The organism is uncultured Gemella sp., from assembly GCF_963529685.1.
Taxonomy (GTDB): domain Bacteria; phylum Bacillota; class Bacilli; order Staphylococcales; family Gemellaceae; genus Gemella.
Genome location: NZ_CAUSAI010000002.1, coordinates 1 through 24,676 on the forward strand (window position 1 = coordinate 1; position 24,676 = coordinate 24,676).

The following is a 24,676-nucleotide window of genomic DNA, read 5'->3' on the forward strand; positions in this document are numbered from 1 at the left end:
ATTGAAAATTAGTTAAAACACTTTGGATTGTCTCCAAAGTGTCTCCAAAAAGACCCTATCAAATATTATTGATGGGGTCTTTTTATTAAAATCTTTGATTTCTTTCCTTATCTATGATAAAATATAAATATAAAAAAGAAAGAGCCGTTTTTAAGATGATGGCTCTAAAATTAGTTAGTTCATAACCATCTCAGCCTGCCAAAGCATAAAGATGGTTATCTTTTATTGTCTTTTTTAACGCTGCAATACATGTACTAACTACTGAAATAATCAATAGATTTATTCCAATAATCATCTGTACAATTGCAATCTGACAAAATCATTGCAATTAAATTATGTTTATGATAAAATGAAATTATAAAAGAGAGAGCCGTTTTAAAGACGGTGGCTCGAATATTTTAGTATTAAATAACTATCTTACCCTATGCCAAAGTGTAAAGATGGTTATTTTTTATTGTCTTTTTTCAATGCTACAATACATGCACTAACTACTGAAACAATCAATAGATTTATTCCAATAATCGTCTGTACAATTTCGTAAGCTGACAACTTGCTACTCCTTTCTTCAAGATTTTAGTGTATGCGAGCATAGCACCATCCCCTTTCATATTGAAGTAGCCACCATCTTTATCGGAAGTTTTACACTCCCTAACTTCTCTCTCCAGTTTTGATTATATCAAATTAAACTATCATAATCAACTATTTATAAATACTAATATATCAACACTTTTTACTAAATAATTATACTTTTTATATCCTGCCATTTCCCCTGCTAATATAAAAAATAAAATTGATACTTCCTATGATACCAACCACTCAGGATAGATTCTTCCCCTATTGAATGAGAATAATGCGGTGTACATTTGAATTATTAGGAATATAACGACAACATAATTCTTAGGTACAGCGTATGCAACAAGAACTTTAATCTTAACAAACAAAGTGAGGAAAAGATTATTAGTTCTAACTACTATTACAAATATAATTTAAATGGAGAATCCTAATTTAACTACGTTTTTAGTTGTTATAAATATTGCAAATCTATCTAATTCAATTAGGTTCCTCACCAAAAACCCCACCAAAAATTATTGGTGGGGTAATTATTATATTAAAACTTATTACGCTAAAATCTTACCATTAAATTACTTATTCTTTCCTAATAATCTTTGGAAAAATCCAACCCTTTCCTCTGTATCTTGAGTTTTTTCATCTTCATCAATATTTTCTTGCTTATTATCTGATTTTAATGGAACATTTATCCATTCATGGAAAGAATCTTGGAAAATTTCAACAAATAAATCTGCATTTTTTTTACTTGAACTCAAAACCTTATTTTCTAATGCTTCCGAATAAACTTTTGATGGTTTAGTGTTATCCACTCCATACCTAGAACTTTAGAAATTATGATCAAGTTCGCTCATCTTAATCATATAAATATTTCTCTCCTCTTGCTCCCCTTTAACTTCTTTAAACAATTCTAGAGAACCTATATACAATTTTCGCCACATCAACATATTATTTTTTGTAGCATCATCTACGCATGAAAGTGGGAAAAAGTCAGGTAATTCAATTCCTGCGATTTTAAAATATTCTTTAAATATTTCACGAGTATAGCATAAAAAATCTAATTTATTTCCACTATAATGTTTCCAATTCAAATCATCTTGCATAAGTTTTTTAGAAAATCTCAAAACAAAATCTCTAAACAATCCTGAATTAATCTTTTCGTAAACTTCTATATATCTATCTGTCGTTTCTGCTCGTCTTTGCGAATCAAATTTACGATCATTTAATAAATAATATATTCTTCTACTAAGAGCCTCTGATTTAGAACCAATTGCTTCTGCATTAGTCATACAAATAAATGCAGGAGTTAAATGTATTTGATTTTCCGCTTGGTTAGAAATATCTTTAATCAAATCTTCACCTTTTCCATTAAAGAAGTCACTTGGAAGCTCATCAACAAGTAAAGGCGCAACATTATCCTCATTAAGCATCCAATAACGGATTTGTTGACGTGTTGCAGAATCTTTTCTTGTATCATTATCCACCAACTTATTGTACGTTGGTATTTTATTATCCGCCGTCAATCTAACATCTTATTTAATATAGTTAATAACATCATCATTCCTTTACCGTATCCCTTTTTTAATATTCTATCACCCTATATTTTCTTTTTTACGCACTCTTCACTTCTGCAACATAATATTTAGACTTACTATGACCATCTGAATAATTCTTATTATTCAATTTCAATGTTATAGTTGATATTTTAGTTTTTGTCATAGAATCTAGTACATTAATTTTTATGCTGTCCCCTTCTGTTTTCCAGTTTTCTTTTTTGTCTAATTCTTGAGGATAATTATGCCCTTTTTCTACAGAAACAAATACAAGCTCGTTATCTCCTTTATAATAATGTATCTCACTATCTTTAGGAAATTCACTAGCATTTGATGATTTCCCATCATACTCACTTAATGCAGGGCTTTGAATTAGATCTAGTGCCTGTTGTTTAGAATATGTTTTATCTGAAAATTCATTAACTACATCAACAAAATCTTTAATAGATAGTTTAGCTAGCGGTACTCCTTGTGGAGATTTGAATTTCGTAGATTTATCTTGACTAATCCACGCTAGTAAGTTAGTTTGTTCATTTAATCTTTTTAGATCATTTCCTGAAATAGCTACCAAATGTGCTAATTTTTCTGCCGCTGCCAAATCATGTTTTATCTCTGCATTTTCTTTTGATTTAGATTCATTATTATCTTTTTTGCTATCATTTTGTTCTGATTTATTTTTTTGTTCTGAAGATTTTTTACTTTCATTTCCAGTACAACCTGTTAGAACTAACGCTCCCGCTGCAAGTAAAACTAATAATTTCTTATTCATATATCCGTCTCCTTTTATTTACTTATCTATATTATACCATATTTTTTTAACAAAAAAAGTAGCCTTTGAAACTTAGACATTTCAAAGACTACATTATAAATCTTTTATATTATCTTAAACCTTTATCGTATGGAATACCAAGTGCTTCTGGAGTAGCAGTTTTCTTAGAAAATACGATAAGTGCAATGATTGTAGCTACGAATGGGAACATATTCCAAAAAGATACAGGAATTGGTAAATCCGGCGCTAAGATAGAGACTTTCTCAGCGAATACCTTAGTTCCCCCAAAGAATAACGAAGCTAATGTAATTGTAATCGGATTATATTTACCAAAGATTAATGCTGCTAATGCTAAATATCCGAATCCGTAAACTGTGATCGCTGCATTGAATCCTTGTGAGAATGTAGTAGCAATGATAGCTCCAGCTAGACCTGCTAAACATCCTGAAATAAACACCCCAATATAACGATATTTAAATACGTTTAACCCAAGTGAATCACTCGCCTGAGGATTTTCCCCTACAGAACGTAAACGTAAACCGAATGGACGTTTATAGATTACATAATATGTTACAGCCACTAATACTATAGCAATTAATACCGTTGGGTAAACAGTGAATTTACCAAATACAGTATATCTAGGGAAACCACTTGCTAATAACAATTCATATGTACCATTGAAGTGATTAACTAAAAATAATGCGATAGCCGGTGTAATTAAGTTAATCGCTGTACCTGAAATAACCTGATCAGCTTTTAAATTAATACTAATGAATGCATGAATCAGCGACATTAAACCACCGCACAGTGTAGCAACGATTAAACAAATTATTAATTCAGGCACTGTTGGTGCTCCGCCAAATACTGATAAAGCTAATAATGATGCGATAAATGATCCGAAGATTACGAAACCGTCAAGAGCAATGTTAACAACCCCACTTTTCTCTGAATAGAAACCACCAATGGCAGCTATAAGAATTGGTGCAGTATATTGTAACATTGAGTCTAATAGTGATAATACTGTATCCATCTATTTATCTCCTTTCTGTTTCTTACTACTGAATAATTTGTCAAGCAGCTTGTTATCAAAGATAGCTTTAGCTGCAACGAATAATACGATTAATCCGATTAAAATATTTGCAATATCTTTAGGGATACCGATGAATGATAATTGTGGAGTTAATACTCCTAGGAATCCAAACAATAAAGCTCCTAATAGTGATCCAACAGCTGTGTTAGCTCCGATTAATGCAACCGCGATTCCCATGTATCCAAATCCTTGGAATGTTGAACCTGCAACTACTTGTCCTACAGGTCCCATATTATAAAGAGCACCACCTAAACCAGCGAAAGCTCCTGAAATAGCCATAGATAACACCGTATTTCTATTAACTTTCATACCAACGAATTTTGATGCATTAGGATTAAACCCTACAGAACGCAATTCATATCCGAATACAGTTTTTTCCATGACAACATAGAAAATAATTACACTGAAAATCGCTAAGAATAAATCAGTTCCTAAACGATAGTTATTAAAAATACCTTCAATTACGCTGTTTTGTAAATATCCTGTTCCATCTGCTGAAACAATTGGTTTAGAAATAATATCATTACTTCCTTTAATAAACTTAGGTACAGCAAACTGTACAAAATATAACGCTGTGTAGTTTAGCATAATTGTTACAACTACTTCACTAATATTAAATCTAGCTTTTAAGTATCCTGCAATAGCAGCCCAAAGACCACCTACTACAACCCCTACTAAAATACTAGTAATTAACACTAAATAGAAGTTCATTCCTTCCATTTTAATCGCAACAAGTCCTGCAAAAAGCCCTCCCATGATGAATTGACCTTCAGCTCCTATATTGAATAAACCTGTTCTAAATGCAAATGCAACAGATAATCCAGTACAAATAAGTGGAATTGTTGATACAAAAATTTCAGCTATACTGTTTGAATCTGAGAAAATATCCCCAATTACCCCAAACACATCTCCTGGTGCTGCCCCTATCGCTGAAATAAGAATTGCTCCAATAATAAATGAAGCTAATATCGGTAGCACCGCATTAGTTAAAACTTTCTTTAACATACGTTCTCCTCTCTACTTCTTAACCCCTGCCATAAGCAGACCAAGTTGTTCTTTTGTAACATTTTCATCATTATCTACAATGTCAATAATATTACCATTGTGAATAACTGCAATTCTATCAGATAATGTTAAAATTTCATCTAAGTCAAATGAAATTAGAAGTACTCCGTTGCCTTTATCACGATAATCGATTAACATTTTGTGAATACCATTAATAGCTCCAACATCAAGACCACGAGTAGGTTGAGTTGTTACCAATAACTTCGGATCTAATTCTAAAGCACGCCCGATGATAAGTTTTTGTTGGTTACCACCACTCATACTACGTGCAGAGATTGTCTCATCTCCCGCTTTACGAACATCATATTTTTCACAGATTTCTTTCGCAAATTTTGAAATAATATTTTTCTTCAAGAATCCACGTTTAGCAAATTTTTCTGTATAATAATTTTCTAAAACTGAATTTTCCTCGATACTAAAATCTAATACAAGACCATCTTTATGTCTATCTTCTGCAATAATTTCAAGCCCTAACTCTTTACGTTTTGCAGTAGATAATGAGTTGATTTCTTTTCCATCGAAAATAATTTTCCCTTTTGTTTCTTTAAGTAAAGCATTCAGTACTTCCACAAATTGTTGTTGACCATTTCCATCAACACCTGCAATACCTAAGATTTCGCGTTCACGTACATTTAAGTTGAAATCGTGAAGAATATCTTTTTTCTCAGCAGTGTCAGCATAAATACCTGAAACTTCTAAGATATTTTTCTTACCATCTCTTGAACGCTCATATTTAATTATCTCTAAGTCTTTACCAATCATAAGACTAGCCAGTTTTTCTTTTGTTGTTTCTGCTATTTCTACAGTTCCATAATACTCACCACGACGAATAATACTACAACGGTTTGCAACAGCCATAATTTCATTAAGTTTGTGAGTGATTAATAAAATAGTTTTTCCTTCTGTTTGAAGATTTTTAAGGATAGCTAAGAATTCTTTAATCTCGGCAGGAGTTAAAACTGCAGTAGGTTCGTCAAAAATTAAAATGTTAGCATCTCTATATAACATTTTTAAAATTTCAACCCTTTGTTGCATCCCTACACTTATATCTCCAACTAATGCTTTAGGGTCCACTTCCAATCCATATTTCACTGATAAATCCTTAATCTTTTCGGCTGCACTATCTAAATCAATTTTTCCGCCCTTAACTTCTTCCATCCCTAAAATAATATTTTCCGCAACAGTGAAGTTTTTAATAAGTTTAAAGTGCTGGTGCACCATACCTATCCCCAATTTATTAGCATGCTTAGGATCTTTTATATCAACTTCCGTACCATTCAACTTAATAACACCGGCTTCTTGATGGTACATACCAAAAAGAACCGACATCAACGTAGATTTTCCAGCACCATTTTCACCAAGCAAGGCATGAATTTCATTGTTCTTTACTTGAATAGTGATATCTTTATTTGCGTAGAAGTCGCCAAACTTTTTAGTTATGTTTAGCATTTCTATAGCGTACATATCTTTACCTCTCTTTTATATATTCTTACATATATATATTATAATATATTTTATCAATCTAGTACACCTTTTTCATGTATTTTTTCACATATATTTAACATTATTTTTTAGTACCGTAAATTTATTAATAGCCGTAGTGTATTCGTTTTATTTTTTTATAATATCATATTATTTTAAATATAAACAGAATTGTAATTAGTATACAAATTTTTTAATACTAATATCAAAATATAAAAATGTTTATATAAAATAAAGACCTAGTTCTCACTAGGCCTTTATCCATAAATTTTTTAAATTAAAGTTCACCGTCGATATTAGCTTTATCAGCTACACCTGCTGCATCTGCTGCAACTGTTGCTTTTCCAGATTTTAGATCTTCAACAGCTGTTTTAATTTTAGCTTTGATAGCATCGCTCAAGTTAGGATTTTCTGCTGGAAGTCCAACACCATCTTCTTTAATTGTGAAGACTTTAGCTTTTCCACCTTCAAATTTATTAGCTTTGATAGCGTCTAAGATGCTAGCTACTGCTACGTCGATACGTTTAACAGCTGAAGTTAAAACAACAGATTTTTCTACATCTTTACCATCTTTATCTTTAGCTTTGAATACACCTTCAGAATATTGGTCTTTATCTACACCAACGATCCAGTGTTTAATTTCTCCGCTTTCTTTAAGATCTTTAGTAGCTCTTTCTTGAGCTTCTTTAATAGATCCACTTCCAGTACCACCAGCTGCTACGAAGATTACGTCAGCTCCAGCATCAAACATAGTTGCTGCTAAAGTTTTACCTTTGTTTGTATCACTGAATGATCCACTGTAGTTGTATACTACTTTGATGTCTTTTTTAGCTGCTTTTGCACCTTGAACGAATCCAACACCAAATTTAACTACTGCTGGGATTTTCGCTCCACCGATAAATCCAACTTTACCAGTTTTTGATTGTAAAGCTGCTGCATATCCAGCTAAGTATCCAGCTTCGTGTTCTGAGAATGTTACAGAAGCAACATTTTTGTTTTGAACTACACCATCGATGAAAATGAATTTTTTATCTGCAAATGAATCTGCAACTTTTGGTAATTCTTTTTCAAAGTAGAAACCAGCTAATGAAACAACATCAGAAGCTTTTGCTGCGTTTTGTAAGTTCGCTGCAATATCACTTTGGTTTTTAGTTTCGATTGGATTTAGTGCTTTACCACCATTTTTTTCTGTCCAAGCTTTTACTGTTTCAACGTTACTTTGGTTGAAACTTTTATCTTTTGCACCACCTTCGTCAGTTACAACACCGATTTTTAATCCAGAGTTGTTAGAAGATGAATTTCCATTAGATGACTTAGAAGAACATCCAACAATAATTAATGCTGCTGATAAAACAACTGCGATTAATGAAAATATCTTTTTCATAAATAAAAAGTCTCCTTTGTTTGTTTTTTGTATATTGTTTATATCTAAATAATACCACACTATCTTGAAAACATCAATAATTTATTTATTAAATGTTAAGATTTTTTTATAACGTTCGGTTTTAGATTATAAAACTACATTGAATTCAAATTTATAAAAACTTATTTTCTTATTATACGATTATTTTGTATAGTCACCTTAATAAAGTAAAGCATTTTCAAAACATTTGTATCGCTTTCATATTTTACTGGTTTTTAATCTGAAAAATTACTACACATTAATGTTTGATGCAAACTATTACTGTGAATTTAATTTTTATTAGGAATGAAGGTTTCTCAAATATTCCATTAATGTATTATAAAACAACTTAATTAAAGTAACTTAATATCAAGAAATATTATCATTATATACACCAAAAAATATTTTTTTATCATTTTCAAAATTTATTATCTTTAGTTTTATAAAATAAAAAAAAGCGACCCTACTTTTTAATTTCAATAGAAATTAATTTTTATAGAGTCGCTTACAATGTATCTTAACGAATACTCGTTTTCTACACTTGAAGAACAATGATTATTTTAAATATTACAAATTTATATCTTATAATTCACCTTCTATATTAGTAGCTGAACCTTTTGCTTTTAATTCATCTCCAGTCGCTACTACTTGAACTTTTCCTGATTTTAGCTCTTCAATAGCACTAGCGATTTTCGTTTTAATTTCATCACTTAAATTAGGATTTTCTTTTGGAATACCTACTCCATTTTCTTTAATACCAAAGACATGTTCACCTTTTGTAAATTTACCTTCTTTAATCTCATTTAATATTTTAGTAACTGCTACTTCAATATTTTTAACAGCTGATGTTAAGACTGCAGATTTTTGGTATTCTTTTCCGTCTTTATCTTTCCCTTTAAAAATACCTTCTTCGTATTGATCTTTATCTACACCCACAACCCAGTGTTTAATCTCTCCACTTTTAGACATATCGATTATACCGCGTTCTTTAGCTTCTGCGATTACACCATTACCAGTATTACCTGCAGCAACAAAGATAACATCTGCACCTGAATCATACATAGTAGCCGCTAATGTTTTCCCTTTATTTGTATCAGAGAATGTACCGCTATAGTTATACATCACTTTAATATCACTTTTGGCTGCTTTAGCACCTTGAACAAATCCAATTCCAAATCTTTCTACTGGTGGAATTTTAGTTCCTCCAATATAACCAACTTTTCCTGTTTTAGATTGTAAAGCTGCAATATATCCAGCTAAATAACCAGCTTCTTGTTCTTTAAAGATTAATGAAGCAATATTTGGCGCATCAACAAAAGTATCAACATACATGAATTTTTTGTCTTTATATTGCTCAGCTACTTTAGGAATTTCTTTTTCAAATTCATAACCAGCTAAAGAAATAATATCAGACACTTTTGCAGCGTTTTGTAAATTAGAAGTTAAATCTGATTGAGTTTTAGTTTCTAATACAACTGGATCTTTTGCTCCGTTAGCCTTTGTCCAAGCTTGAATTGCTTCAACGTTAGCTTGGTTAAAACTTTTATCTTTTGCTCCACCTTCACCAGTTACGACACCAATTTTATAGCCGCTCTTATCGTCGGACTTAGTGTCATTTTTAGCATTTTTTGAAGAACAGCCAACAACAATTAATGATAATGCAACTAAAATCGCAAAAATAGTACGTAATCTTTTCATAATATCCTCCTAAAATTATATGTACTAAGTACATAATATCACATTTCAAAGCTCTTTTCAAAGAAAAATTTGTATATTTCTTACAATTTAAAATTAATATTTAATATACTTTAATATAATCTTTCATAAGAAAATATAAATTTATACTAATATATATGTACAAATTAACTTAAACATTATTATTTTATAGATAGTTTCCTAAATTTTACTCTATCAGCTCACTCTATTATTTTGTCTAAATATAATTTTCTAATATTTATTAAAAATATTCGTAATAAAAAACTTAAAAATTATATATTTTCTAATTTTTTTATGCTATAATGATTTTGATAAAGCATTTTCAGGAGGATTTATATTATGACTTATTACGAAAATATTGTAGAAACTACAAAATATATAAAGAAATATTTTAATGAACCTATCGACTACGCAGTAGTTTTAGGTAGTGGTATTACTTTGGAGCTTGAAGATCAACAAGAACTTGGTTATGAGGCTATTCCACTTTTCCCAGGAAATAAACACTCAAACCGTGTAAAAGGTCACGCAAACAAACTTACTTTCGGTAAAATCTCAGGTAAAAATGTTCTAGTTCTTAACGGACGTCTCCACTTCTACGAAGGATATAGCATGAAAGATGTTGCTTTTATGACATATGTTGTTAAACACCTTGGAGTAAAAGGATTATTTATCACTAATGCATGCGGTGCTATAAATACTAACTTTACTGAAGGTGATATCGTATGTCTTGATGACTTCGTTTCACTTGTAAGCAAAAACCCTCTAATGGGAGAAAATGATCCACGCCTTGGTGAAAGATTCGTGGATATGACAACTCCATTCGATCCATACTTAGTTGAGAACTTACATAATTCAGCTAAAGAATTAGATATTACTTTACATACAGGCGTTTACGGATTCTTCCAAGGTCCATATTTCGAAACACGTGCAGAGATTCGTGCATTCAAAACAATGGGATGTGATCTTGTAGGTATGTCTACAGTACCAGAAGTAATCGCCGCAAACCATGCTTCTCTTCCAGTTGCTGTATTAGCATGTGCTACAAACATGGCAACAGGAGTTCAAGAGAAAAAACATGATCACGAACACGTACTTAAAACCGCACAAAAAATAAGTGTAAATCTAAAAAAACTTTTAATTAAAACATTAGAAAACTTAAAATAAAAGAGGAATTTAAATATGGAAAAAACTATTTTTGAAAAAATCATTGACGGAGAAATCCCAAGTTACAAAGTATATGAAGACGAACATGTCTACAGCTTTTTAGATGTGTTCCCTATAACAAAAGGACACACTCTTGTAATTCCGAAAAAACACAGCCGAAACATTTTCGACTGTGATCCTGAAACTGCAGCAAACATCGGTCGTGTTCTACCAAAAATTGCTAATGCAGTAAAAGATGCCTATGGTTGCGATGGGGTTAACATCTTCCAAAATAATGAAGAATATGCTGGACAAAGTGTATTCCACCTACACTTCCACATCGTACCAAGATACAAAGATAAAGATGTAAACTTCGATAACTTAGAAGTTAAATGGCCTCCACAAAAAGTTGAGCCTTCTGAATTTGAAGAAATCAGAAAAGCAATCGCTGATAGATTAGTATAAAGCATAAAAAAACTAGGTAACATTCTATTTACCTAGTTTTTTTATATTATTTACCTTCTTTTGAAGCGAATAATGCTACGATAGAATCTAAAGTTGTTGTTGGTTTTTCTTCTACTTCTTCTATCTCTTCTTTTACTTCTTCTGCTTTTTCAATTACAGGGGCTACCGCTTCGTGAATTTCTTCGTAAGTTGGTTCTACCTTTTCTTCAAAGTGTTCAGCAACCACTTCTTGTGTTTGTTCAACTGCTTCACTAAATTTTTCAGCAACAGGTTCCACTACTGGTACAGCAACCTCTTCTACTGTTTCTTTAGTTTCTTCTACTACTTCTTCAACTGTTTCTTTAACTTCATCAGCTTTTTCAACAACTTCAGCCACAACTTCTTCTTTTACTTCTTCAGCTTTAGCTCCCAACTCTACGAAGTTTTCTTCTACTTCTGCTACTTCCTCTGCAGCTGTTAATTCTTCTAATTTTTCTTTAGCCACATCTTGTTGTTCTTGCACTTTAGCTTCTAGTTCTTGAGTTTTCTCATTAACATATGCAGTTAATTTTTCAATTCCTATTTTAGTATTTTCTTTAAGTAACTCTTTGTGTTTTTCTAATTCTTTTGGATTTTTATAGTAGTATGCTCCTACCGCACTTACTGCCCCTAAAAAGACTCCTTTAAAAATTTTACCCATATATGAATTCCTCCTAATTTATTATCAGTATTGATTTTATCAAAAAAATCAAATAATGTAAAGGATTTAAAGGTTATTTATTGTTATAGTTTAAGTTTTATGTGAATTATACCCATAAATTATAGAAGCAACAACCAAAGTTTATTATTGACTGTCGCTTCTATCTGAAAAATATTATTTTAAATGTTTAACTCTTGCTACGATTTCTTTATGACGTCCCTTAATCATTGGTCTGGCTTGAGGATTACCTAAATATCCACATGTTCTTTTAACAACATCACAACTTTTTGGGTCTCGGTTTCCACACTCAGGGCACTTAAATCCTTTTTTAGTTGGTTCAAATTCTCCCTCATAACCACACTTGTAACAACGATCAATTGGCGTATTTGTACCTAAATATCCTACCTTATCATATGCATAATCCCAAACCGCTTCTAATGCTTTTGGATTTTGTTTTAACACTGGATATTCACAATAATGAATAAATCCTCCGCTAGCATAATAAGGATAATCTTTTTCAAAATCTAATTTTTCAAATGGTGTCGGATTCTTTCTTACATCATAATGATATGAGTTGGTATAATATTCTTTATCTGTAATATTCTCTACAATACCAAACTTCTCAGTATCCATGCGACAAAATCTATCTGTCAGCGATTCACTAGGAGTTGAGTATATACTATACCAATAATCACCTTCTCTTGTCCATTTATCTACACATTCTTTCATATAACGCATGATTTCAAGCGTAAATTCTTTAGCTTCAGAATTTTTCTCCCATTCTCCTCCATAAAAGACACTAGCAACTTCATATAAACCTATATATCCAAGCGACAACGTAGAGCGTTTGTTATCAAAAAGCTGTTTTACTCTATCTTCAGGTTTAAGACGTTTTCCAAAAGCTCCATGCATATATAGAATGGGCGCATTTTGAGGTTTAGCCTCACCACAACGTTTTGCTCTATAATCTAATGCATCTTTACAAATTTCTAATCTTTCTTTAAAAATTTCCCAGAACTCTTCTTTATTACCTTTTGACTCAAGCGCAACTCTAGGCAGATTTAACGTCACTACCCCTAAATTCATACGTCCACTTTCCACAAGTTCTCCTTGTTCATTTTTCCAAGCAGGTAAGAACGATCTACAACCCATCGGCGTCTTACAACTACCCGTAACCTTCGTGATAGTATCGTACATAAGTACATCCGGATACATTCTTTGAGTTGCACACGATAATGCAAGTTCTTTTACATCATAGTTAGGATCTGTTGGTTTTAGATTTAAGCCATCTTTAATAACAAATATTAACTTAGGAAAAATAGCAGTTCTCTTTTCTTTACCCAGTCCATCAATTCTTACTTTAAGTATAGCTTTTTGAATTTCTTTTTCAAAATATCCTTCACCTAAACCAAACCCAAGCGATGTGAATGGTGTTTGTCCTTGTGATGAGTATAAAGTATTAATTTCATATTCTAAAGACTGCATTGCATCAAAAATATCTTTTTTAGTCTTTTCATCCGCAAATTTCTTTTGCTTTTCTTCATCATCAATCCACTCTTGCGCCATTTTTAAGTTTTTCTTATAATTTAACTCTGCAAAAGGAGCCAGCACTTCATCTATTCTATCAGCACTACATCCCCCATATTGACTTGAGGCAACATTAGCAATAATCTGAGCCATTTGAGCTGTAGCTGTTTGAATACTTTTTGGACTATCTACATCAGCGTTACCAATTTTAAATCCTTTTGTCAACATTTCTTTGAAATCAATTAAGCAACAGTTAGTTAAAGGTTGATAAGGTGAATAGTCTAAGTCGTGATAGTGAATATCTCCTTTTTGATGAGCATTAGCTACATGCTTTGGTAACATTTTAAGACCAATTGCCTTAGCAACAATTCCACTAGTTAAATCACGGTGTGTATTAAATACTAAACTATCCTTATTCGCATTTTCATTCACCACATTCTCATCACGATTAACTAATTTTTCAATCGCCACATTTATGTCTAAACTACGCTCACGTTCGATATCACGCATACTTCTATATCCAACGTATTCTTCATAAATAGCTTCTTCTCCCAAAGTAAGTAGAGTATGTTCTACAATATTTTGTAACTCATAAATTTTTATATTATCTTTAAATCTATTTGCTATTTCTATAATAACATTATCTACAATACCATCAATATTAACACTGTGCTTTGTTCCAAATACAGAATGAACCGCTTTTTCTATTGCTTTATATATTTTTTCAGCATCAAACCTAACTACTCGTCCATCCCTCTTTATTACAAGTAAATTATTAGTTAAATTATCTACCTTTGCTTTAGTATATGAAAATAAATTATTTTTATACATGTTATCCCCCATTTCGTTATCATTTTTCACTTATAAATACATTATAATACTATATTATCTCAAAAAAATGACTCTGTCTACCGTTAAATTTCCCGGAAATTTAGAAACGTGATTACCTAGCTTTTCTCTCAAATTGTGAATTTTTTTAGATAATCTGTTTTTGCATACTCAACTCACTAATATTGTTTTATCAATGTTTTCAGCTATTAATATCCGTTGCTGTATTACTTCTTCAATAAAAAATATGTAATACAGTTTTTATTTCCTTTTCACTACAATAATTAAAAATGATAATTAAAATGTTCACTTTAAACTAAAAAAATTATTTTTTTATCACTTAAACTATGTTTTAATAAAGTAATTTATGATAAAATTATAGTAAATAAAAAAGTGAGAAAACTGTATGAAAAAAACACAAATAGAAAAATTAACAGATCAGCTATTTTCTATGGAAGATAGCCATCCACTACTAATAAACGAACTAGAACCTTACGTTGAGTTATTTATGCATTATGAATGTGCTATGCTTGAAATTGAGACAAAACTAAACGTATTTGATAAAGAGTTTTCTTTACACGGTGAAAGTAATCCGATAGAATCTGTCACAACAAGATTAAAAACACCAATAAGTTTAATGAATAAACTTAAACGATTAGACTTACCATTCGATATAGATACAATTAAAGAAAATATCTATGATGTTGCTGGTGTTCGTGTAATATGTTCATTCAAAAACGATGTATATAAACTTGTAGATGCTCTAAAGCAACAAGATGATTTAACTGTCATTGCAGAAAAAGATTATATTAAAAATAATAAAAAAAATGGGTATAGAAGTTATCACCTTATCGTTAAAGTACCTATCTTCTTATCAGATAAAGTAGAACACGTGGCAGTTGAAGTCCAATTTAGAACAATTGCTATGGACTTTTGGGCAAGTTTAGAGCATAAACTTAGATATAAAAAGAACCTTAGCGAAGAAAAAGAAAAAGAAATCGAACGTCGCCTACTACTCTGTGCGGAGATAAGCGCTAAACTAGATAATCAAATGCAAAAAGTTAAAGAAATAATAGAAGATGATTCGCAATTTTTATAAATTTTTCTCAATAAATTCAAGAAAAACTAATTCTAATTTTAAACCAATAATCCTCTTATATTAGCCTAAAACTAATATAAGAGGATTATTTTGTTACTATTTTTCTATACTATGTTTCATCGAATAGCTAAAGTAAATTACTAGACCAACTAGAATCCAACATCCGAAAATTATCCACGTAGATAATTGAATACCATATAATAACACCAAGAATAATAAAATTGATAATATTGGTAAATACGGCATTCCTGGCATTGTGAATCCACGACTTGCGTTAGGATATTCTTTTCTTATCACAATAGCCGAATAACTAACTAATGTGAAAGCAATAATCCATGAAACATTAGCCAAATCAGCTAACTGTCCTAACGGTAAAAATCCTGTCAGTAATGCCATAAGTATACCTACTCCTATTGTTGTTGAACCAGGTACTCCATTTTTATTTAATTTCATTAATTGTTTTGGTAATAGCCCATCTCTACTCATTGTGAATAAAATTCTTATTGAGGCAAACATAGTCGCTAATGGTCCTGCTAAAAGACCTATTACGGCACCTAATGACACAATTCCCGCTACCCTATCTTGACCTACAACTTCTAAAACATATGCTAACGCGTCACCTTTTCCTAGTTGATAATAAGGCACCATACCTGTTAACACTAAGCAAACTGTAATATAAAAAGCTGTACAAATAAATAAAGTAATTATTATAGCTCTCGGCAGTGATCTTTGAGGATTTATCGTCTCTTCTGCTGAAGTTGAAATTGTATCAAAACCTAAATACGCAAAAAATACAGTTGTAGCTCCCACCATAACTCCTGATAAACCTTGGGGAGCAAAGCTATCTGTCCAATTTGTTGGTTTCACATAAAATATTCCTACTAGAACAAATAAGATAATTACGCAAATCTTAATTACAACCATGAAATTATTAACAAACTTACTACTACTTGTCCCTTTAAATAGTACTAGCATTATTAATAATACAACAGTGATTGCTAGTATATTCCCATAACCACCTTCGCTTGGTAGTGAAGTAAACTCCTTAGGTAAAACAAGACCAAAACCTTCTAATAAATTTTTAAAATAACTCGACCAACCATTTGCTATGGCAGCTCCTGCAATAATATAACTCCCCCCAAGAAGCCATCCCATAGAGTGAGCTACAATCTCACCTAATGTCATATAACTATACGTATAGACACTTCCACTTGACGGGATTGTCGATGACAATTCAGCATAACATAACGCTGTTAATCCACAAGCCAAACCAGCAATTAAAAATGAAAAAATTACAGATGGCCCCGCTTTAGAAGATGCTTCTCCCGTTAAAACAAGAATACCTGAACCTATAACTGAACCTACGCCTAAAAGAATTAAGTCTATCGTTCTCATAGTTGGTTTTAATGTTTTTTTACCACTTTCGCCAAGTATCCTTTCTAAAGTTTTCTTTCTAAATATCTGCATCGATAAAAAAATCTCCTTTCATAAAAGTTATTCATTTCTTTACAACTTTCGCTATTATCTTTAATCATTTACTATTATAAATTAGATCAATTACGTCTGTATTTTTCTTGAATTTTAATCGTTTAAATCGGCATACACCTTACCAATAACGATTAAATTTCAATCTATAATTATTATATACTATATTATCTCTATAATGATAATCATCTTCTAATTGTTCTAAATTAATACAACCTAATAACTTCTATAAGTAAATTATTCAAATTTTTCCTATTAATCGCTCGATATCAATACAACTAGCATCTATTCATAAAAAATAGGAATAACATTCAATGCATGATTATATAAAAATCATAATTAACTGTCATTCCTACTTTAATATATCTATAACTATCTAAACGAAGACAACCTCGTCTCAGTTCAAAAGTCGTTATACACAACCTTTTTAGTCTACGATATAAAAATTTATGTTAATTCCAAAATAATTACTCCATTTAGCTTTACAGGAAAACTCGACAAAATCAATTTCTCTGAAATCATGATTTTTGAGTCACTCCCTCTTCTATTAATTTCTTTCTCATTCAGCTACTTAAAGTGATATTTTCTATCTTTTTTTATTATGAAATATATCCTGCATCTTTTAGAATTTCTTTTGCATTTGGTTTCTTAGAAGAATTTACTAGAACTATTGGCCCTGTGCATCCCATTCCACTTTCTGCGTAGATACCATGTTTCCATAATAATTTCGTAGCATCTTCAAGATCCAAGATATCCACTCCTGAGATTTGAGAAGTAACCGCTTCTTTATCAGGCACTTTTACTTCTTCAGTATTTGATCCTTCTTTTTTTACTTTTAATTTTGAAATTAGTTCCCCTAATTTGGCATTATTTGCTTTTTTGTATTCTAGTTTAGCTATTTCATTTACTTTTCCTTTTGCTATTTCATAAGCATATTTTAACGCATTAGCTACAACTGGAGCACCTGAAGCTCTTGATAAAATTAATATTCTTCTGCCATAGTCTTCACCAATACCAGGACCGTAGCCATAACCACTAGCCTCATAATCTCCTCCAGTATTAAATGCTGAAAATACCTTCATAAACAAGTTCCCAGTCAATGAATCAACAACCATAACATCTGGTGTAGCCATCAATAAATCATTTCCTCTCATTACTGAACCACCATCTGCTCTTTGTGATGTTGCAAACTCAAAGTTATAGCCATTATCTTTAAGTTCCAATAATATTTTTTCAACTTGTCTAGCACCTTCTACGTTTGCTATTCCCACTGTCGGATTCTCTATCCCTAGTGATTTTGCCGTTGCAATACCATATAGAGTATTTCTAACCATAGCTTCTACTCTGTTAGTAGCAGATGTGCCTGTCGTTGTCGCAAGAAGCATTTCACGTCCTCTAGCAGGTGTAATAACCCTACCTACTGTAGATACTCCAATCGGAAAGTTGTAATGCATTGTAACGCAAGATGCGATTTCCTCTTTGTCTAATAAGTCTTCCATAATTTTATGAGCTTCTTCTTCATCTTTTGCTTCATACGATTCGAAGTCCTTATGACCTTTACCTATTAAAACTATATCGAATATAGGATTTTTCGCTAATAGTGCCCCCTGAATTAAATTTTCAAATCCATGTTCACTACCTAAAGTTGTTAAACCAACTTTTAATTTTTTACCAAAGTTGCCTGTTTCTATGGCATTAGCTACTTCTAGCAATACTTCTGATATAATTTTTTTACTCATAGTATCACCCCTATTCTTCTAACATTTCTTGGGAAATTTTTCTCATAGATTCTGCTATAATTTTTCTTATTTCGTCTTTAGAAATTCCTGACACTTCTCCTTCTACAGCACCATTATTTCTCTCAATTACTATAGATACTCCATCAAATAGATTAGTCATTCTTCCTAAGAATAAACTTCCTTTACCTACTATCATAGCACGATTTTTATCACCTTTTGTAAGATCATCAATTAAGAATCCTACATATGGTACTCCCGAAGGAATATGTCCTTGTGTTGGGGCCCATCCAGGCAATCCTTTAGCTTCAATGAATGATTTCAATTCTTTTTTCTCAATATCACCACGCATTGCTGCTAAAGCTGCAATCATTTTGTAGTTAGCTTCGGGAACATTTCCTGCTCCTGCAGATTTTGTAATATCAGGGTTTTGCATTTCCACTGAGAATACATCAACATCTGTAATTTTTAAATTAGCTTTCTCTAATGGATTCGCTACTAAAGCACCCATTACTGCTTGTGGTGAAGAGCCTGTTCCTACATTATGCTTACCTACCATATCAGTTCTAATAATAGGATTTACTCCATCATTTTCACTAATTAATACCGCAAATCCTCCTATAACGTCTTCTAATACAGGTAAACCTTTTTTAACGTGATCTTTACCATTCATTCCTAGTTTAGCGCTAGCTCCACCAGCTACTACTAAAACATTTTTATAAACGCCAGATTTTACTAAAGCTGAAGCACTTATTAACGCATGAGTTGGGGCTGCGCAGAAACCTCTAAGGTCAGAACCAGTAGCATTAACTAGTCCAGCTACTTCTGCTATAGATTTCGCAAAGTTACCACCACCACGTTGATTAATATCCCCACAGGCTTCTTCTGAACATTCTACAACATAATCAATTTCTTCTGGATTAATATTATAACTACGAAGTAATTCTAAAGCAGAAATAACACCCGAAGCTTTAACAACTAGATTTTCAAATATAACATGAGCATTTAAATTCACATCTACATCGTGAGCTTTTTTTACATATCCCACTACTTTTCCTTCATGAACCAACGCTTCAAAATCATCTTCTTTATCGCTTATATCAGATCCTTCTAATTTTTCGAATAAAGGAGTTAGCTCTTTGAAGTTTTCCTCTATTTTAGGACGAACACTGGCTACAAACTCTTCCGACAGTTTTACTAAATCAAAAGCATCACATAGTTTCATTAGGGCTAAGAATTCATCTTGAGGTACAATTTGCCCAAATTTACCATGACGTTTACCTTGTTCATCTTTAATTTCATACCAAGGCATTGGATATTCTTTTAGTTCATCAGGAGTCTTATTACCAATATAAACTTGGTTAGGTAAATAGTTAACTACTTCATCATACGAACGAATATGATTTTCTACTTCTTTTAAAAACTCAGAATCTGGATTAGTTACTCTCTCTATAGAACAAGTAGATCCATTTCTTACTATCATATCTGGTGTGTGAACAAGAATGTATCCTGCCCCCTTAAATACTGGATAATTCATAGCTATTGTGTGCTGAGGGTAAAATATATACCCTCAGCTCCCCTTTCTTTATTTTTTATTCGAATACTGTTTGACTATCAACTTCAACAGTTAAAGCATGTAATGCTTTTTCTACAAGTCCACGTCTTAATTTTTTCTCTTCATCCGCATCTAGTTTTGGATTTCCTAGTGGGTGAGGGATTGCGATAGTTGGAACGATTCTGTTAGCTCCAACTGTTAGAGAAATCGGTACTACTGTACACATGTGAACCACAGGTATACCCGCTCTCTCTATTTCTTTTACCATCGTTGCACCGCAACGAGTACAAGTACCTCAAGTAGAAGTTAAGATTACAGCATCTACTCCATCAGCTACTAATTTTTGAGCATATTCTTTAGCAAATCCTACAGCACTAGCTACAGCTGTACCATTACCTACAGTTGTGTAGAATTTCTCATGTAAGCTTCCAACTTTACCTTCTTTAACAAAATCTCTCATTACATCAACTGGCAAAACTCTATCAGCATCTTCATTAGCATATACTGGATCGTATCCACCGTGAGCTGTTTCATGTGTAGCATCAGTCAAATCATTAAATCCTTCTAGTGAATATTCTCCATATTTAGAAGCAGAAGAAGATTCGATATGATCTGGATTACCTTTTGGTACAATTCCTCCAGACGTCACTAAAGCAATTTTAGCTTTAGTTAAATCTTTAACCGCTGGATTTGGTTCTACTCTATCAAAGTTAGGCATTGGATACTCAGTTTCAAACTCTTCACCCTTAATTTTCTTAACAAGCATTTCAACAGCACGTTCAGAACCACGTTTTTCACTAAAGAAGTTTACACGAACTCCTCTTTCATGGTATCCTTCTTCTTTCGGAGATAAGATTTCTTCTCCTTTAGCTAATTTCGCTGCGAATTTTGCTAATTTTGGTAAAGCTTTTCTCATACCTGCTGCACTGTCAGATGTTTCAAGAATATAAACTTCTTTTCTAAACATATCTGTACCAGGGTTTTCTACATACATAGCTGTTACTGCTGGAATGTGCAGTTCATCTTGCACAGCTTTTGTAATAGTCCCTGCTGCAACACCATAACGTCCTGCATTAAAAGCTGGTCCTGCAATAAATAATTGAGGATCGCATCCTTTAATCATATCAATAAGCTCAGCTTGAACTTTTTCTAAATTTTCATTGAAGTAACTATCACCACAAACTACTGCTGCTACTACTTCAAATTCTTCTCCCAACTTGCCTTGTAACTGAACACTTATTGGTGGTAATTCAGTTCTTAGTTCTGGGGCAATGTGGGCTTTTTCTTCTCCACCTACTCCGGCGAAGAATTGGTTTATATAATGTACTACTCTTATTTTAGACATTTTTATTTCCCCCTATACTCATTTAAGGATATTAATTACTCTCCACGAACATCTTTCATTTCGTTTGTGATTTCATCAACATCTAATACCATTTCCATCATTCCTACTTGATCTTCATAGATTGCTTCATCTATTTGTGATTTAATCTCTTCTTCTACAATGTGATATACAGCTAGATTAAGTTCTACTCCAGCAAGTGGTCCTGCGAATGTTGGATCTCCCACTGTTACAGTTTCAGCTGCTAGACCAGCAGCTTCGGCTTCTGCAGCACCTAGTAAAACAACAACGTTTTCGTTACCGAATTTTTCGGCAGCTTCTTTAATACGTTTTTGGTTTTCTAAGTCCATAGCCCCTGCAGCCGTTCAGACAAAACACTCAGTAGATGAAAATACTACTTCTAATCCCTCAATTGGTTTAACACATTCTTCAATAGCTAAGCCCGGAATACCATCACGGTCACCGATGATAACTACTTTTTTATTAATAAGACTTACCATTATCTTATTCCTCCTTGTTTAAATCTATAACATTTTTATATTTTATTTCTTAGAAAGTTTTAGCACTTAAGTATCCAAAACCTGTCTCATTAGTAGCACCTGTGATAGCTTGGATTTCTACTTCGATAGTACCATCTTCTCTTAATGAGTCTTGATTACCACCAGCAATTACATTCACCACATCTATATGACCGATAATTCTATCTAGTTTAGGTAATACAACCACTTGGTTAGCATTACCACCTGTAACTACGGCATTGGCAGCTACATCAGCATCAGCTAAACTTTGGCTAGCTCCATCACGCCCTGCATATTCGTCTGTTACGATAACTGTTTTAACTTGTTCCGCTTCGATTTTTTTACAGTTCATGATTAAGTCCGTATCTGGATTACCAAATCCTTCTTGAGATACAATTACCGCATCTAAATTCAAGTAACGACAAAGTTTTGCAGTCCAGTTAGATGAACGTTCTTTATCCATTAAGTACACATTTTCGTTAGTGATGATTACACCTAAGAAGTTAATTTCTTTACCGTGTTTTTTGTATAAATCTTCAATAACTCCATTGTTTAAGTGTACATATGTTGGGTTTTTATCACATGCTGATACACAGTTACCACTTACGATAGCACCATCCATAATTTCAGTTGGGTATAAAATTGTCGGTACTATTTGTTTTGCATCCACACCATAAACATAAGTATCATGTAATAAACCTTGAGTTTGAAGCATGTATACATATCCTACTTTTGGAAGATCAGGATACTCAGCAATTTGTTCTAATAAAGGTTTTGTTTCATACACTTCTACTTCTTCTAGCTCTAATGAACGAGCTAATTCTGCAATATAGCGAGCAGCTTTAAATCCAATATAACGAACTGCTTTTTCATGTTCATGTTGTTTAATTCCTGCTTTTGGCTCAGCGATGACGATTAAGTTATTTGTTTTTGAAAATGGAGTATATTCTGCTCCAACACCTGTCATATCAATGATACCTTCTTGGAATCCTACTATTTTACCAGTAGTTACAACAGCCATACCTTTAAGAGCGATTGTGCGTCCTTCCCCTACAGTATCCACTTTTGATAAGATACCAGGGAATATACCACCACGTCCCTCAACTTTTACACGAGGTTCAATTACATCCTTAACTGGCGTAATACGAACACTTTCACCAGGACGAGCTATATCCAAATCAACAGATTCGATTGCATCATCCTCAAAAACAGCTTTTATAAGCTCTTCTTTATTTACATACAATACATTTGCTTCAATTTTTGATTCTGTAGCAAACTGTATATCTTTAATATGAATCTTTCCTAATTCAAGACGCATACCTACTACCTCCCTTTGAGTTAATTTTAATAATATTTTTTAATCATAGCTTCAATATTAGGAATAGTCGCATCGTCTTTAGTTACTTCGTCGACTTTGCTACCATCTTTATATATGGCTAATGTTGGTAAACCTAAAACTTTTTGTTTAATCGCAAGTCTTCTTGCTTTTGTTGTATCTAGAGATGTAAATTTAACTTTATCTCCATATGCTTCTGCCAATTTGTGAACATCTGGTATAAGAGCTTTACATGGTTCACATCCTTGGCTCCAGAAGTCTACAAACACATATCCTTCTGCTTCCAATACCTCTTGGTCGAAGTTTTCTTTGTTTAATTCTAACATTTTCTTTTTCTCCTTATGTTATTTTTATTTTTTAAATTTTATTCAAATTTCTCAGCAATATATTTTTCCGCACGAATCGCTGCAACAGCTCCGTCTGATACTGCAGTTACCACTTGACGAATATCTTTTTCACGGCAATCACCAGCTACAAATACACCATCTACATTTGTTCTAGTATCTTCACCAGCTTTAATGTATCCATCTTCTGTCATCTCAACTTTTCCTTCGAACAGCTTAGTTTGAGGAATATATCCGATAAAGAAGAATAATCCCATTGTTCCGTCTTCTTCGTCAGCTTCAATTACATATTCTTCACCAGTTATTACATTTTTTAATCTAATTGCTTCTAAAATTCCATCCCCAATTGCTTCAGTAACTACAGTATTACCTAAAATTTCAATTTTTGGATTGTTTTTAGCTTTTTCTGCAGTAACTTTTTCGCATCGAACATTTTCTTTACGATATACAATTGTCACTTTACGAGCAAATTTAGTTAAGAATAAAGCTTCTTCTACAGCACTATTAGCTCCTCCAACTACATAAACATCAAGTCCTTCAAAAAAGTCACCATCACAAGTAGCACAGTAAGAAATACCTTTACTTTCTAGCTCTCTAATTCCTGGAACATCTAATTTTCTTGGCGAAGCTCCTGTCGCAATAATTACTGTCTTAGCAGTATAATCACCACTTACACAAGTAACTACTTTTTCTTCTCCTTCAAGCTCAACATTTAGAACCTCATCTTGTTTGATTTCAGCCCCAAAACTTTTAGCCTGTTCAACCATCCTTGCAGTCACACGTGGTCCTGTCGGATCTTCTACCGCTCCAGGATAGTTCTCAATCAGGTGAGTAATCGCAGCTTGCCCCCCATTTTTTGATTTTTCAAGAACTAAAGTGCTTAACTTAGCTCGTGAAGCATACAATGCCGCTGATAAACCAGCTGGCCCTGAACCTATAATAATTACATCATAATGTCTACTCATAATTATTCTC

Annotated in this window: 22 protein-coding genes; 3 read left to right on the plus strand and 19 right to left on the minus strand. The window is 32.4% G+C overall.

The window, feature by feature from the left end; translation table 11 throughout:
• Positions 1–444: 444 nt before the first annotated feature.
• From RWS90_RS00455 to RWS90_RS00495, 9 genes are all read right to left on the minus strand, one after another.
• Positions 445–549: a putative holin-like toxin gene (locus RWS90_RS00455; RefSeq protein WP_081450717.1), complete on the minus strand. Its 105-nt coding sequence runs from the start codon at positions 547–549 to the stop codon at positions 445–447.
• Positions 550–1,142: 593 nt separating this feature from the next.
• On the minus strand, positions 1,143–1,379 hold the full coding sequence (locus RWS90_RS00460) for a hypothetical protein (RefSeq protein WP_314547929.1): 237 nt from the start codon (positions 1,377–1,379) through the stop codon (positions 1,143–1,145).
• A 15-nt stretch (positions 1,380–1,394) separates the two neighbouring features.
• Positions 1,395–2,090 carry a hypothetical protein gene (locus RWS90_RS00465; RefSeq protein WP_314547930.1) on the minus strand — a complete coding sequence of 232 codons (696 nt, stop codon included), beginning with the start codon at positions 2,088–2,090 and terminating at the stop codon, positions 1,395–1,397.
• Between the two features lie 88 nt (positions 2,091–2,178).
• Positions 2,179–2,889, minus strand: a complete 711-nt coding sequence (locus RWS90_RS00470; RefSeq protein WP_314547931.1) for a hypothetical protein — start codon at positions 2,887–2,889, stop codon at positions 2,179–2,181.
• Between the two features lie 109 nt (positions 2,890–2,998).
• A complete protein-coding gene (locus RWS90_RS00475; RefSeq protein ID WP_314547932.1) occupies positions 2,999–3,919 on the minus strand; it encodes an ABC transporter permease in 921 nt (306 codons plus the stop codon).
• Positions 3,920–4,984, minus strand: a complete 1,065-nt coding sequence (locus tag RWS90_RS00480; protein ID WP_314547933.1) for an ABC transporter permease — start codon at positions 4,982–4,984, stop codon at positions 3,920–3,922.
• Positions 4,985–4,996: 12 nt separating this feature from the next.
• On the minus strand, positions 4,997–6,508 hold the full coding sequence (locus RWS90_RS00485; protein ID WP_314547934.1) for an ABC transporter ATP-binding protein: 1,512 nt from the start codon (positions 6,506–6,508) through the stop codon (positions 4,997–4,999).
• A 295-nt stretch (positions 6,509–6,803) separates the two neighbouring features.
• Positions 6,804–7,910, minus strand: coding sequence for a BMP family ABC transporter substrate-binding protein (locus RWS90_RS00490; RefSeq protein WP_314547935.1), 1,107 nt, complete (start codon positions 7,908–7,910; stop codon positions 6,804–6,806).
• Between the two features lie 600 nt (positions 7,911–8,510).
• Positions 8,511–9,626: a BMP family ABC transporter substrate-binding protein gene (locus tag RWS90_RS00495; protein WP_314547937.1), complete on the minus strand. Its 1,116-nt coding sequence runs from the start codon at positions 9,624–9,626 to the stop codon at positions 8,511–8,513.
• A 357-nt stretch (positions 9,627–9,983) separates the two neighbouring features.
• On the opposite strand from RWS90_RS00495, the gene RWS90_RS00500 reads away from it, so the two are divergent.
• Together RWS90_RS00500 and RWS90_RS00505 are read left to right on the plus strand one after the other, a co-directional pair.
• A complete protein-coding gene (locus RWS90_RS00500) occupies positions 9,984–10,808 on the plus strand; it encodes a purine-nucleoside phosphorylase (RefSeq protein WP_314547938.1) in 825 nt (274 codons plus the stop codon).
• Between the two features lie 15 nt (positions 10,809–10,823).
• The gene (locus RWS90_RS00505; protein WP_314547940.1) at positions 10,824–11,252 is read left to right on the plus strand and encodes an HIT family protein; all 429 of its coding nucleotides are present in this window, start codon (positions 10,824–10,826) and stop codon (positions 11,250–11,252) included.
• A 46-nt stretch (positions 11,253–11,298) separates the two neighbouring features.
• Here the strand turns inward: RWS90_RS00505 and RWS90_RS00510 are convergent, their stop codons facing one another.
• Entirely contained in the window at positions 11,299–11,931 is a 633-nt protein-coding gene (locus RWS90_RS00510; RefSeq protein WP_314547941.1) for a hypothetical protein, read from the minus strand.
• Positions 11,932–12,105: 174 nt separating this feature from the next.
• Entirely contained in the window at positions 12,106–14,289 is a 2,184-nt protein-coding gene (gene nrdD, locus RWS90_RS00515; protein ID WP_314547942.1) for an anaerobic ribonucleoside-triphosphate reductase, read from the minus strand.
• Between the two features lie 403 nt (positions 14,290–14,692).
• On the opposite strand from nrdD, the gene RWS90_RS00520 reads away from it, so the two are divergent.
• On the plus strand, positions 14,693–15,385 hold the full coding sequence (locus RWS90_RS00520) for a GTP pyrophosphokinase family protein (RefSeq protein WP_314547943.1): 693 nt from the start codon (positions 14,693–14,695) through the stop codon (positions 15,383–15,385).
• Positions 15,386–15,481: 96 nt separating this feature from the next.
• On the opposite strand, the gene RWS90_RS00525 is transcribed toward RWS90_RS00520, so the two are convergent.
• From RWS90_RS00525 to trxB, 8 genes are all read right to left on the minus strand, one after another.
• Positions 15,482–16,852, minus strand: a complete 1,371-nt coding sequence (locus RWS90_RS00525) for an amino acid permease (protein WP_314547944.1) — start codon at positions 16,850–16,852, stop codon at positions 15,482–15,484.
• A 617-nt stretch (positions 16,853–17,469) separates the two neighbouring features.
• On the minus strand, positions 17,470–18,609 hold the full coding sequence (grdD, locus tag RWS90_RS00530; protein WP_314547946.1) for a glycine/sarcosine/betaine reductase complex component C subunit alpha: 1,140 nt from the start codon (positions 18,607–18,609) through the stop codon (positions 17,470–17,472).
• Positions 18,610–18,619: 10 nt separating this feature from the next.
• Positions 18,620–20,143 carry a glycine/sarcosine/betaine reductase complex component C subunit beta gene (grdC, locus tag RWS90_RS00535; RefSeq protein WP_314547948.1) on the minus strand — a complete coding sequence of 508 codons (1,524 nt, stop codon included), beginning with the start codon at positions 20,141–20,143 and terminating at the stop codon, positions 18,620–18,622.
• A gap of 55 nt (positions 20,144–20,198) precedes the next feature.
• Complete coding sequence (gene grdB / locus RWS90_RS00540) at positions 20,199–21,506, minus strand: glycine reductase complex selenoprotein B (protein ID WP_314547949.1); 1,308 nt, start codon at positions 21,504–21,506, stop codon at positions 20,199–20,201.
• 35 nt (positions 21,507–21,541) lie between these two features.
• Complete coding sequence (gene grdA, locus RWS90_RS00545) at positions 21,542–22,003, minus strand: glycine/sarcosine/betaine reductase complex selenoprotein A (RefSeq protein ID WP_314547950.1); 462 nt, start codon at positions 22,001–22,003, stop codon at positions 21,542–21,544.
• A 49-nt stretch (positions 22,004–22,052) separates the two neighbouring features.
• The gene (locus tag RWS90_RS00550; RefSeq protein WP_314547951.1) at positions 22,053–23,339 is read right to left on the minus strand and encodes a glycine/sarcosine/betaine reductase component B subunit; all 1,287 of its coding nucleotides are present in this window, start codon (positions 23,337–23,339) and stop codon (positions 22,053–22,055) included.
• A 26-nt stretch (positions 23,340–23,365) separates the two neighbouring features.
• Entirely contained in the window at positions 23,366–23,683 is a 318-nt protein-coding gene (locus RWS90_RS00555) for a thioredoxin TrxA (RefSeq protein ID WP_314547952.1), read from the minus strand.
• A 38-nt stretch (positions 23,684–23,721) separates the two neighbouring features.
• Positions 23,722–24,666, minus strand: a complete 945-nt coding sequence (gene trxB, locus RWS90_RS00560) for a thioredoxin-disulfide reductase (RefSeq protein WP_314547953.1) — start codon at positions 24,664–24,666, stop codon at positions 23,722–23,724.
• Positions 24,667–24,676: the final 10 nt, after the last annotated feature.

Bases quoted from the DNA above. Each gene is read 5' to 3' on its own strand.
- RWS90_RS00555 (WP_314547952.1), bottom strand. From the start codon at position 23,683: ATGTTAGAATTAAACAAAGAAAACTTCGACCAAGAGGTATTGGAAGCA.
- RWS90_RS00480 (WP_314547933.1), bottom strand. From the start codon at position 4,984: ATGTTAAAGAAAGTTTTAACTAATGCGGTGCTACCGATATTAGCTTCA.
- RWS90_RS00485 (WP_314547934.1), bottom strand. From the start codon at position 6,508: ATGTACGCTATAGAAATGCTAAACATAACTAAAAAGTTTGGCGACTTC.
- RWS90_RS00520 (WP_314547943.1), top strand. From the start codon at position 14,693: ATGAAAAAAACACAAATAGAAAAATTAACAGATCAGCTATTTTCTATG.
- trxB (WP_314547953.1), bottom strand. From the start codon at position 24,666: ATGAGTAGACATTATGATGTAATTATTATAGGTTCAGGGCCAGCTGGT.
- grdC (WP_314547948.1), bottom strand. From the start codon at position 20,143: ATGAATTATCCAGTATTTAAGGGGGCAGGATACATTCTTGTTCACACA.
- RWS90_RS00475 (WP_314547932.1), bottom strand. From the start codon at position 3,919: ATGGATACAGTATTATCACTATTAGACTCAATGTTACAATATACTGCA.
- grdD (WP_314547946.1), bottom strand. From the start codon at position 18,609: ATGAGTAAAAAAATTATATCAGAAGTATTGCTAGAAGTAGCTAATGCC.
- RWS90_RS00470 (WP_314547931.1), bottom strand. From the start codon at position 2,889: ATGAATAAGAAATTATTAGTTTTACTTGCAGCGGGAGCGTTAGTTCTA.
- RWS90_RS00500 (WP_314547938.1), top strand. From the start codon at position 9,984: ATGACTTATTACGAAAATATTGTAGAAACTACAAAATATATAAAGAAA.
- RWS90_RS00525 (WP_314547944.1), bottom strand. From the start codon at position 16,852: ATGCAGATATTTAGAAAGAAAACTTTAGAAAGGATACTTGGCGAAAGT.
- RWS90_RS00495 (WP_314547937.1), bottom strand. From the start codon at position 9,626: ATGAAAAGATTACGTACTATTTTTGCGATTTTAGTTGCATTATCATTA.
- RWS90_RS00490 (WP_314547935.1), bottom strand. From the start codon at position 7,910: ATGAAAAAGATATTTTCATTAATCGCAGTTGTTTTATCAGCAGCATTA.
- RWS90_RS00550 (WP_314547951.1), bottom strand. From the start codon at position 23,339: ATGCGTCTTGAATTAGGAAAGATTCATATTAAAGATATACAGTTTGCT.
- RWS90_RS00505 (WP_314547940.1), top strand. From the start codon at position 10,824: ATGGAAAAAACTATTTTTGAAAAAATCATTGACGGAGAAATCCCAAGT.
- RWS90_RS00510 (WP_314547941.1), bottom strand. From the start codon at position 11,931: ATGGGTAAAATTTTTAAAGGAGTCTTTTTAGGGGCAGTAAGTGCGGTA.
- nrdD (WP_314547942.1), bottom strand. From the start codon at position 14,289: ATGTATAAAAATAATTTATTTTCATATACTAAAGCAAAGGTAGATAAT.